The organism is uncultured Methanobrevibacter sp., from assembly GCF_902770715.1.
Taxonomy (GTDB): Archaea; Methanobacteriota; Methanobacteria; order Methanobacteriales; family Methanobacteriaceae; genus Methanocatella.
Genome location: NZ_CACXTS010000002.1, coordinates 96154 through 106301, shown reverse-complemented (window position 1 = coordinate 106301; position 10148 = coordinate 96154). Strand labels below are relative to the sequence as shown.

Genomic DNA, 10148 nt, shown 5'->3' with positions numbered 1-10148 from the left:
AATGGGGTATAGCTAATATTTACTCATCATTCAATAACACTATTATTACTGTAACAGATATTACTGGTGCTGAAACTATTTCACAATGGTCTGGTGGAAGAGTTGTACGTGCAGACAGACAACAAGCTTCACCTTTCGCAGCTATGGCTGCAGCAACCAGAATAGCTGATGATGCTAAAGAAAAAGGATTTGTTGGCTTACACATTAAAGTAAGAGCTCCTGGTGGAAATGGACCTAGAAGTCCAGGACCTGGTGCACAAGCTACTATTCGTGCTTTAGCAAGAGCTGGAATTAAAATAGGAAAAATCGAAGATATCACTCCAATTCCTCACGATGGTACTGGAAGACCTGGTGGTAAAAGAGGAAGAAGAGTTTAAGTGGAAGGGTTTAATATGGAGATAGAATTAAAAAGTCAAAGCAATGATGAAATTGTATTCATTGTTCGTGATGCAGAAGTGCCTTTTATAAATGCAATCAGAAGATGCGCTATGGTGAACGTGCCGAAAATAGCTATCGAAGATGTAAATATTATGAGAAATGATTCTGCAATGTTTAATGAGGTGCTTGCTCATAGACTTGGTTTAACTCCTTTAGTTTCTGATCTTGATGCTCTTGAAGGTTTATCATTACCTGAAGATGATGATTGGGAAGAGTATACTAATGGGATTATGTTCAGTTTGAATGAAGAAGGACCTAAAGTTGTTTATTCTAAGGATTTAATATCTTCAGACTCAAAAATTAAACCAGTATACGATACTATTCCTTTAGTTAAGCTTAAAGAAGGCGAAGAAATACATCTTGAAGCTGTCGCAAAAGTCGGTTATGGAAAAGAACATGCAAAATGGATGCCAACAACTGTATGTGCATACAAGCAATATCCTGAAATCACTTTCAATGATGATGTTGAAATTGATTATGACTGTGCATCTGCATGTCCTAGAGGTGTTTTGAAATCTGACAGAAGATCTAAAAAGATTAAGATTTTGGACATTGAAAACTGCGCTATGTGTAAAAGTTGTGTTAGAGCTTCAACTAACGGATACATTAATGTAGGGTATCGTGAAAATGATTTCATATTTAGAATAGAAACTGATGGATCAATGCCTCCTAAAGAAGTTTTATTAAAAGCTTGTGAAGTATTAGGTGAAAAAGCAGATAAGTTTATCAGATTTAGTGAAGAAGGAGGAAGTAAATAATGGCTAAAAAGATTATAAAAACTAATCCTAACCTTATTGAACTTATTAATAAACTTTATGACAAATCAAGAAGTGAAGATGCAGCTATTTGGAAAGATGTTGCTCAAAGACTTGAAAGGTCTAATAGAAGAACCGCTGAAGTAAATTTGTCTGATATTGCAAGACATGCTGAAGCTGGCGAAACTATTTTAGTACCGGGTAAAGTTTTATCAAATGGTGATTTAACAGAAAAAGTAGATGTCGTAGCATTAAAATTCTCAGCTAAAGCACAAGAAAAAATCGAAAGTGCTGGTGGAGAATGCATCGCAATTGATGAAATAATCGAAACTAATCCTAAAGGATCAAACATTAGGATCATGGAATAAATAGGGTGTTATTATGATTATTGATGGAGAAGGATGCGTTTTAGGAAGATTAGCTAGTATAACTAGTAAAAATCTTTTAGAAGGCGAAGAAGTAGTTATTCTCAACGCTGAAAAAATTATGTTAACTGGAAACAAGGATTGGGCTTACGCTAAATACAAACAAAGAGTTGACAGGGCAAGTATTTCTAACCCTCGTGACTTAGGTCCAAAATATCCTAGAAGACCAGATGATATATTTAGAAGAACTGTAAGAGGAATGTTACCTTTCAAAAAATCTAAAGGTAAAACTGCATTCAAAGGTTTAAAAGCATTTGTTGGCGTACCAGCAGAATATGCTGATGCAGAACTCACCGCAGTTCCGGAAGCAGAATACAAAAATCTTAAAAAAGGTATTGAATTAGGGGAAATCTCCAAACTTTTAGGAGCTACCTTTTAGATAAATGGATGTGTGATTATGGTTAAAGTTATTCATACTAGTGGAAAACGTAAAACAGCTATCGCAAGAGGTACTGTTCGTGAAGGAACTGGTAAAGTTAGAATTAACAAAATTCCTTTAGAACTTTACTCTCCAGAGCTTGCTAACTTGAAATTACAAGAACCATTAATCTTAGCTGGTGACTTAGCTAACGAAGTTGATATCAACGTCAAAGTCATTGGTGGAGGAGTAATGGGACAAGCTGAAGCTGCACGTATGGTAATTGCAAAAGGACTTGTCCAATGGTCACAAGATATGGATTTAAAAGAAAAATTCATTCAATATGACAGAACTATGTTAGTAGGTGACCCAAGACGTTCAGAACCTAAAAAATATGGTGGTCCTGGAGCAAGAGCACGTAAACAAAAAAGTTACAGATAATTATTTCTGTACTTTTATATTTTATTTAAATTAAAAAAGATGATATAAATGATTCCTATTAGATGTTTAAGTTGTGGAAAACCTGTATCAGCATTATTCGATGAATATAATAAAAGAGTAGATGCTGGTGAAAAGTCTAAAGATGTTTTAGATGACTTAGGTTTAACTAGATATTGTTGTAGAAGAATGTTGATTTCTCATGTGGAAACATGGGAATAGATTTTACAATTTGTAGGGATATTGTTTTATTATAAAATATAATCTTGGTAAAATATATGCCTAAATATGGAAGTAATATTCATGAATGTTGAAAAAAAATTAACAAGGTTTGAAAGAGCTAGACTTCTCGGAGCTAGAGCAATTCAAATATCTATGGGTGCAAAACCTTTAGTGGAAATTAAAGATTCCTTAGATCCAATTGATATAGCTTACGAAGAACTTAAAGCTGGAGTTTTACCATTAGATGTAATTAGAGATGAATAAATAGTTTTTTCTATTTATTCCTAATATTTATTTAAAAAAAATAAAAAATACCAATATAACTCTATAAAGAAACTTACTGATTTTTAAGGAGTATAGGTTAGTTGGTAACAAATTAAATGGCACTGAGGTGTTTTTTTTGGTTAGTATAATAGAAGACGTCCAAGTTCGAAAGATTTTGGACAGCAGGGGAAACCCGACTATCGAAGTAGATGTGATTACTTGGAATAGTTCTGGTAGAGCCGCTGCGCCTAGTGGAGCAAGCACTGGTTCAAGAGAGGTAGTGTCTTATCCTAAAGGTGGAATTGATGAAGTTGTAAGTGAAATGGAAAATCTAATTGCTTCTGAACTCATTGGAATGGATGCTGAAGACTTGGCGACCATTGATGAAGTGATAAGGGAAGTTGATGGAACTGACAATTTATCTGCTATTGGAGGCAATACAGCTGTTGCTATTTCCATGGCAGTAGCTAAAGCTGCAGCTGCATCTTATAATATGCCATTATATAAATACATTGGTGGAAACTTAGTAAATGAATTGCCTTTCCCTCTTGGAAATATGATGAATGGTGGAGCACACGCAGGCATTAATGCGCCGGATATTCAGGAATTCCTAGTTGTTCCTGTTGGAGCCACTAATGTTAGCGATGCAATTTTTGCAAATGCTTCAGTTCATAAAAGATTGAAAGAGTTAATTCAAACTAAAGATTCAAACTTTACCGGCGGTAAAGGTGATGAAGGAGGATGGGTGCCTAATATCACTAATGATAATGCTTTGGAAATTCAAGCTCAGGCTTGTGAAGAAGTTGGTGACGAATTAGGTATTGAAATCAGGCCTTCTTTAGATATGGCTGCTTCCGAATTATGGAATGCAGAAGAGCAAAAGTATATTTATGCTCAAGATGGTATTAAAAGGGATACTGGAGATCAAATTGATTTCGTAAAAGATATTATTGATACTTATAATATGTTTTATGTAGAAGACCCATTTGACGAATCAGACTTTGATGGATTTGCTCAATTGACTGCAAAAGTGGGCGATAGATGCCTAATCTGTGGAGATGACCTGTTTGTAACAAATAAGGACTTCTTGGCAAAAGGCATTGAGATGAATGCTGCTAATGCAATCATTATCAAACCGAACCAAATAGGTTCATTGTCTGAAACTTATGCTACAGTAAAGTTAGCTAAAGAAAACAATATTGTTCCTGTAGTATCTCACAGATCCGGTGAAACTACTGATGAGACTATTGCTCATCTCGCTGTTGGTTTTTCATCTCCTATGATAAAAACCGGAGCTATAGGTGGGGAAAGAATAGCTAAATTGAATGAGCTTATCCGTATTGAAGAGGAGCTTCCAAATCCGAAAATGGGTACATTTTAAAATTTTGGGGATTTTAATATGGCTAAAGTAACAATTGATTATGACAAATGTGATGGTGCGGACTGTGCAGAATGTGCTGATGTCTGTCCAATGGAGGTATTAGTTCTTGAAGGAGACAAAATTGTAATTACTGATCCTTCAGAATGCAGTTATTGTGAAGTATGTATGGACGTATGTCCAAATGAATGTGTTAAAATTGAAGATGAAGATTAAATAGGTGATAAAATGGCAAATGATGAACTTTTAATAGATTTAGATAATTATTTAGCAGCTGGTTTACATATCGGAACTCAACAAAAAACTAGTGACATGGAAAAATACATTTTCAGAGTAAGATCTGATGGTTTATATGTATTAGATATTCAAAAAACTGATGAAAGAATTAGACAAATTGCAAAACTTTTAGCAAAATACGACCCTGAAGACATTTTAGTAGTTGCTACCCGTCAATACGGTCAAGCTCCTGTTAAAAAATTCGGTGAACTCACTGGCGCAAAAACCATTCCAGGCAGATTCATCCCAGGTACTTTAACAAACCCAAATTACGCTAAATTCATTGAACCAAAAATTATTGTTGTAACTGACCCTAGATCAGACGCACAAGCAATCTTAGAATCCAAACAAAATGGTATTCCTGTAATTGCTTTATGTGATACTGAAAACTTACTCAGTTTCGTTGATATTGCAGTTCCTGTAAACAACAAAGGTAGAAAAGCTATTGCTTTAGTTTACTGGTTACTTGCAAGACAAATCTTAAGAGAAAGAGGAGATATTCCTGAAGACGGTGACCTAGATATTGATTCAACTGACTTCGAACTTAAATTTTAAGTGAGTTAAATGATAAGAAAACCTGCGGTTGCTGGAGCATTTTATCCAGGGGATGCTGAAAGTCTAAAAAGGCTTATTGAAAGCTGTTTTTTAGATGATTCTGGCATTGGTTTCATTCCCAAGTTAAGTGACTTTGATAATGGAGATTACCCTATCAATGTCATGGTTCCTCATGCAGGTTATCAATATTCTGGTGCAATAGCTTCACACGGTTATTGCAAAATCGTTGAGAATGGTTTTCCTGAAGTTTTTATCATTTTAAGTCCAAATCACACAGGATTCGGTACTGAAATCTCTGTTTTCAATGAAGGCCAATGGATTACACCATTGGGAAGCGTTGATGTCGACAGCGAGTTTGCTGATGAGATAATATCCGTTTCGGATATTGCAAGCGCTGATTTTCATGCTCACCTTCGTGAACACAGTATTGAAGTTCAGTTACCTTTCCTTCAATATTTTTCTGATGATTTTAAAATTGTCCCGATTACGATGGGTACTCAAACCTTTGTAACTTCAAATGATTTGGCAAATGCTATTTTTGAAGCGGGAAACAAATTAAACAGGTCTTATTGTGTTATTGCAAGTACAGACCTTTCTCATTTTAATAATCAGGAAAAAGCCAATAAGGTTGATGGCTTTGTTTTGGAAGATATTGAAGAGATGAATGAATTCAAGCTTTTTGAAGAGGTTATTCAATATAACATTACCATGTGTGGTTATGGTCCGGTAATGACCGCCATTTCCCTTTCTAAAAGATGCGGAAAGAATGATTGTGACATATTGGCTTACCAAACTAGCGGTGACGTTACTGGAGATTTAACTTCTGTTGTCGGATATGCTTCGGGGATTTTTAAATAGGGTGTTTTTATGATAGCAAAAGCTTCTGCTCCTGCAAAAACAATTTTATTTGGTGAACATTCTGTGGTTTATGGAGAACCTGCTATTGCAGGTGCCGTTAATAAGAGAGCTTATATTACCATTAGAGAATCCAATTCTGAGAAATCTATTTTTAAAGCACCTGATATTGGATTTGAAGCGGAATTAATTTCAAGAGAAAAAAGATACATTTTAACAAAAGGAAAACCAGGTATTATTAGATATATTTTAGAATCTCTTTATAGAGCACACGATCACTCTCCAATAGAAATAACATTGTCATCAAATGTTCCTATCGGTTCAGGACTCGGTTCTTCTGCGGCCGTTACTGTAGCTACATTGGCGGCATTATACAGATATCATAATGTTAGGTTTAATAAGAAATCATTGGCTCATGATGCTCACATGGTTGAACAAGCCGTTCAGGGCGTAGCCAGTCCCCTTGACACTTTGGTTTCAACATATGGGGGTCTTGTTTACTTATCAAGAAACAAGAAAGTTGAGCATTTCAAAGTTAACTTCAATGCACCATTTGTTGTGGGTTATACAACCAAACACGGAAACACTGGAAAGATGGTTAAGGATGTTAGGAATTTGAAGAATAGAAATCCGAAAATTATAAATCCAGTCATTACCGCCATGGGGAATTTGACCAATTACGCTAAGCAGGCTATTTTGAAAAAGGATTACAATAAAATAGGCGAATTAATGAATATCAATCATGGATTCTTAGATGTTATTGGTGTGAATACATTGGAATTATCCCGTATGGTGTATAATGCAAGAGAAGCCGGTGCAATAGGTTCCAAAACTACCGGTGCAGGAGGCGGAGGAAGCATTATCGCACTCTGTCCTGGAAAAGTGGATGAAGTGGCTAATGCCATTGCCCGTGATGACAATATTTTAAAGGTCAACTTTACTAAAAGGGGAGTTTCTTCAAGGGTTTACATGTGATTTTATGATAATTTTAAAAATTGGCGGAAGTATTTTAACTAATAAGGACTCCATTGAAAGCGAGGTTGACAGTGAAAGCCTTAAAAGAATTGCTCTTGAAATCAAATCATCTTTGGATAATTCTTTCAAAGAGTTGATTATAGTTCATGGAGCAGGTTCTTTTGGACATCCTCCAGCCAAGAAATATAAGATCGGCGAAAGATTTGAAGAGTCAGAGTATCCTCAAAAAAGAATTGGATTTTGCGAAATTCAAAATGCAGTTAAAAAATTGAACATGCTGATTTGTGAAGAATTCATTAAGGAAGGATTGCCTGTAGTTGCAATACCAGCTTCCAGTTTCATGACAGCTACAAATAAAAGGATAACTCAAGGAAATCTTGATTCCTTTAAGAGATATTTGGCTAAAGGTTTTATCCCGGTTATTTATGGGGATGTCGTATTGGATGACGAGTTGGAGCTTTGCGTCATTTCCGGCGATCAGATTATACAATATTTGGCAATAAATCTTAACCCTGACAGAGTCATACTCGGAACTGACGTTGATGGTGTGTATGATAAAAACCCTAAAACACATGATGATGCGATATTTTTTGATAAATTCTCTTCTTTAGATGATTTGGAAACATTGGAAGGAACAACAAATGTTGACGTCACCGGTGGAATGGTGGGTAAAATTAAAGAATTATTATATTTAGCAGATTTAGGAATTGAATCCAAGATAATAAATGCTGAAGTTGAAAATAATATTTTTAAAGTATTGGAAAATGAAGACGTAAAAGGAACTGTAATTTCAAGGGGAAATTAACACATGATTTCAGATAGAAAATTAGAGCATTTATTAATTTGTGAAAATTATGATGTGGAATTTAAGAATAAGACTACAGGATTTGAAGATATTGAATTAATCCACAATGTATTGCCGGAAGTTGACAAAAATGAAATTGACTTATCCACTTCCGTATTCGGCAAAAAATTAGATTCACCTTTATTCATAACAGCAATTACCGGAGGGCACCCTGCTTCAAAGGAAATCAATAAGCAGTTAGCGATTGCCGCTGAAAGCAATGGCATTGCATTGGGTGTTGGGTCTCAAAGAGCAGCTTGTGAACATCCTGAACTTGAAGACACTTACACTGTTGTTCGTGAAAACGCTCCAAATTGTTTACTTGTTGGAAATATCGGAGCGCCTCAATTAAACTTGGCGGAAAAGGCTGTTGAAATTTTGGATGCCGATATCTTGGCTATTCATCTAAATCCTCTTCAAGAATCAATACAGCCTGAAGGTGATTTGGATGCAAGAGGATATCTTGATTTAATCGGCAAAATCACTGACTGCGTGGAAATTCCAATTGTTGCTAAGGAAACCGGATGCGGAATATCCGGAGAATCTGCAAAATTATTGGTTGATGTAGGTGTTGATTATATTGATATTGAAGGTGCCGGAGGAACCAGCTGGGCAGCTGTGGAAACATATAGGGCTGAAGACAGATATTTAGGCGAAACCTTCTGGGATTGGGGAATTCCAACAGCAATTAGCACTGTTGAAGTTGTTAATGCAGTTGACGTTCCTGTTATTTCATCAGGAGGAATTCGTAGCGGTCTTGAAGCCGCTAAAGCCATTGCCCTCGGTGCCGATGCTGTTGGTATGGCACTGCCATTTTTGAAAAATTCTACTTCTCAAGATCAACTTAACAAATTCATTGAAAGATTCAATAATTCATTAAGAATTGCAATGTTTTTAGTTGGTGCTAATAACATTGAAGAATTAAAACAATCTAATTTGGTTATTCGCGGAAAAACAAGAGAATGGCTAAATGAAAGAGGTATTAACACAAAAAATTATTCAAGGAGATGAAACATGAGCGTTGAAGTAATCGCTATTGGTGGATACCAGGAAGTCGGGAAAAACATGACTGCCGTCAAGATTAATGAAGACGTAATTATTTTTGATATGGGTATTCACTTGGACAGGATTAGTATGCACGAAGATACAGATATCGATCGGATGCATAGTTTAGATTTAATTGAAAGGGGTGTTATTCCAGATGACACATTGATGAAAGACGTTGACGGAAAAGTTAAGGCAATCGTCTTTTCACACGGTCACTTGGACCACATCGGTGCAGTTGCAAAATTGGCACACAGATATGATGCACCATTAATTGGAACACCTTATACTGCCGCTTTGATTGAAAAACAAATTAAAGGAGAACGCAAATTCAAAGTAACCAATGAAATCAAGCCTTTAAATCCGGGGAATAAGATAAAACTTTCAAAGGACATTACTTTAGAATTTGTTCAATCAACACATAGTATTCCACAAGCGGTATTTCCGGTTTTACATACTCCGGAGGGCATAATTGTTTATGCTTTGGATTTCAAATTTGACAATCATCAAAAGGTGTCTCCTCCACCGGACTATAAAAGATTAAAAGAGTTAGGTAGGGAAGGAGTGCTTGCATTAATTGTAGAGACAACTAATGCCATTAATTATAATGAAGTAAAAACTCATTCGGAGCGTATTGCCCGTAATATTCTAGAGGATGTAATGAAGAATCCTTTACAGGAAAAGACTGGTATGATAGTTACCACATTTTCATCTCACGTTGAACGTGTTCAGGCTATTGCGGATATTGCAAAGAAAAGTCACAGGGAAATATTTTTCCTTGGAAGGTCAATGGAAAGATTCTGCGGTATAGCACAGAAATTGGGAATTTTGAAATTGCCTAAAAACGCAAGTATTTACGGCTCTCCAAAAGCTGTGAACAAAGCCTTAATGAAGGCTGATGAGGATAGGGCAAATTACTTGCTTGTAACTACAGGACACCAAGGTGAACCTGATGCATTGCTTCCAAGGATAGCCAATGGCAGAACTCCGTTCAATATCAAAAAAGGTGATAATATTATTATTTCAGCACCAATCATTCCTAATCCAACTAATGCAGCTAACAGGCATATTATGGAAAGGAGATTAAAGTTAAAAGGTGCTAGAATTTATCCTAATGCTCACGTTTCCGGACACGCTGGAAGAGAAGACCATAGGGAATTCTTGCGTATGCTAAAACCGCAACATATTATTCCGGCACACGGGGATTTATCAATGCTTGCAGCTTATGCTGAACTTGCTGAAGAAGAGGGATACAGAATCGGATATGATATTCATATCTTGAGAAATGCACAAGCACAAGTTTTTAAAAGTTAAATGAGGG

At 35.9% G+C, this 10148-nt stretch carries 15 protein-coding genes; all 15 read left to right on the top strand.

Annotation, left to right across the window (positions count from 1 at the left end; all coding sequences use genetic code 11):
* The coding region (locus QZU81_RS01265; RefSeq protein WP_295589036.1) for a 30S ribosomal protein S11 at positions 1 to 377 on the top strand (377 nt) is incomplete at its 5' end.
* Between the two features lie 15 nt (positions 378 to 392).
* Complete coding sequence (locus QZU81_RS01260; protein ID WP_292850976.1) at positions 393 to 1196, top strand: DNA-directed RNA polymerase subunit D; 804 nt, start codon at positions 393 to 395, stop codon at positions 1194 to 1196.
* Positions 1196 to 1561, top strand: a complete 366-nt coding sequence (locus tag QZU81_RS01255) for a 50S ribosomal protein L18e (RefSeq protein WP_292825630.1) — start codon at positions 1196 to 1198, stop codon at positions 1559 to 1561. The genes QZU81_RS01260 and QZU81_RS01255 overlap by 1 nt, the downstream gene beginning before the upstream one ends.
* 13 nt (positions 1562 to 1574) lie before the next feature.
* Positions 1575 to 1997: a 50S ribosomal protein L13 gene (locus QZU81_RS01250; RefSeq protein ID WP_292825633.1), complete on the top strand. Its 423-nt coding sequence runs from the start codon at positions 1575 to 1577 to the stop codon at positions 1995 to 1997.
* 18 nt (positions 1998 to 2015) lie between these two features.
* Positions 2016 to 2417, top strand: coding sequence for a 30S ribosomal protein S9 (locus QZU81_RS01245; protein ID WP_292825636.1), 402 nt, complete (start codon positions 2016 to 2018; stop codon positions 2415 to 2417).
* 48 nt (positions 2418 to 2465) lie between these two features.
* Entirely contained in the window at positions 2466 to 2636 is a 171-nt protein-coding gene (locus QZU81_RS01240; RefSeq protein ID WP_292825639.1) for a DNA-directed RNA polymerase subunit N, read from the top strand.
* Between the two features lie 66 nt (positions 2637 to 2702).
* The gene (locus QZU81_RS01235; protein WP_292740280.1) at positions 2703 to 2900 is read left to right on the top strand and encodes a DNA-directed RNA polymerase subunit K; all 198 of its coding nucleotides are present in this window, start codon (positions 2703 to 2705) and stop codon (positions 2898 to 2900) included.
* Positions 2901 to 3036: 136 nt separating this feature from the next.
* The gene (eno, locus tag QZU81_RS01230) at positions 3037 to 4281 is read left to right on the top strand and encodes a phosphopyruvate hydratase (protein ID WP_295589035.1); all 1245 of its coding nucleotides are present in this window, start codon (positions 3037 to 3039) and stop codon (positions 4279 to 4281) included.
* A gap of 18 nt (positions 4282 to 4299) precedes the next feature.
* Positions 4300 to 4494, top strand: a complete 195-nt coding sequence (locus QZU81_RS01225; protein WP_067043591.1) for a 4Fe-4S dicluster domain-containing protein — start codon at positions 4300 to 4302, stop codon at positions 4492 to 4494.
* 12 nt (positions 4495 to 4506) lie between these two features.
* Positions 4507 to 5109, top strand: a complete 603-nt coding sequence (gene rpsB / locus QZU81_RS01220) for a 30S ribosomal protein S2 (protein WP_292825645.1) — start codon at positions 4507 to 4509, stop codon at positions 5107 to 5109.
* Positions 5110 to 5118: 9 nt separating this feature from the next.
* Positions 5119 to 5967 (top strand): AmmeMemoRadiSam system protein B, encoded by an 849-nt coding sequence (gene amrB, locus QZU81_RS01215; RefSeq protein WP_292850970.1) that lies wholly within the window; start codon positions 5119 to 5121, stop codon positions 5965 to 5967.
* Positions 5968 to 5976: 9 nt separating this feature from the next.
* Positions 5977 to 6939, top strand: a complete 963-nt coding sequence (gene mvk, locus QZU81_RS01210) for a mevalonate kinase (RefSeq protein ID WP_292850967.1) — start codon at positions 5977 to 5979, stop codon at positions 6937 to 6939.
* Positions 6940 to 6943: 4 nt separating this feature from the next.
* A complete protein-coding gene (locus QZU81_RS01205) occupies positions 6944 to 7744 on the top strand; it encodes an isopentenyl phosphate kinase (RefSeq protein ID WP_292850964.1) in 801 nt (266 codons plus the stop codon).
* Positions 7745 to 7747: 3 nt separating this feature from the next.
* Positions 7748 to 8794: a type 2 isopentenyl-diphosphate Delta-isomerase gene (gene fni / locus QZU81_RS01200; protein ID WP_292850961.1), complete on the top strand. Its 1047-nt coding sequence runs from the start codon at positions 7748 to 7750 to the stop codon at positions 8792 to 8794.
* Between the two features lie 3 nt (positions 8795 to 8797).
* Complete coding sequence (locus QZU81_RS01195; RefSeq protein ID WP_292850958.1) at positions 8798 to 10141, top strand: RNase J family beta-CASP ribonuclease; 1344 nt, start codon at positions 8798 to 8800, stop codon at positions 10139 to 10141.
* Positions 10142 to 10148: the final 7 nt, after the last annotated feature.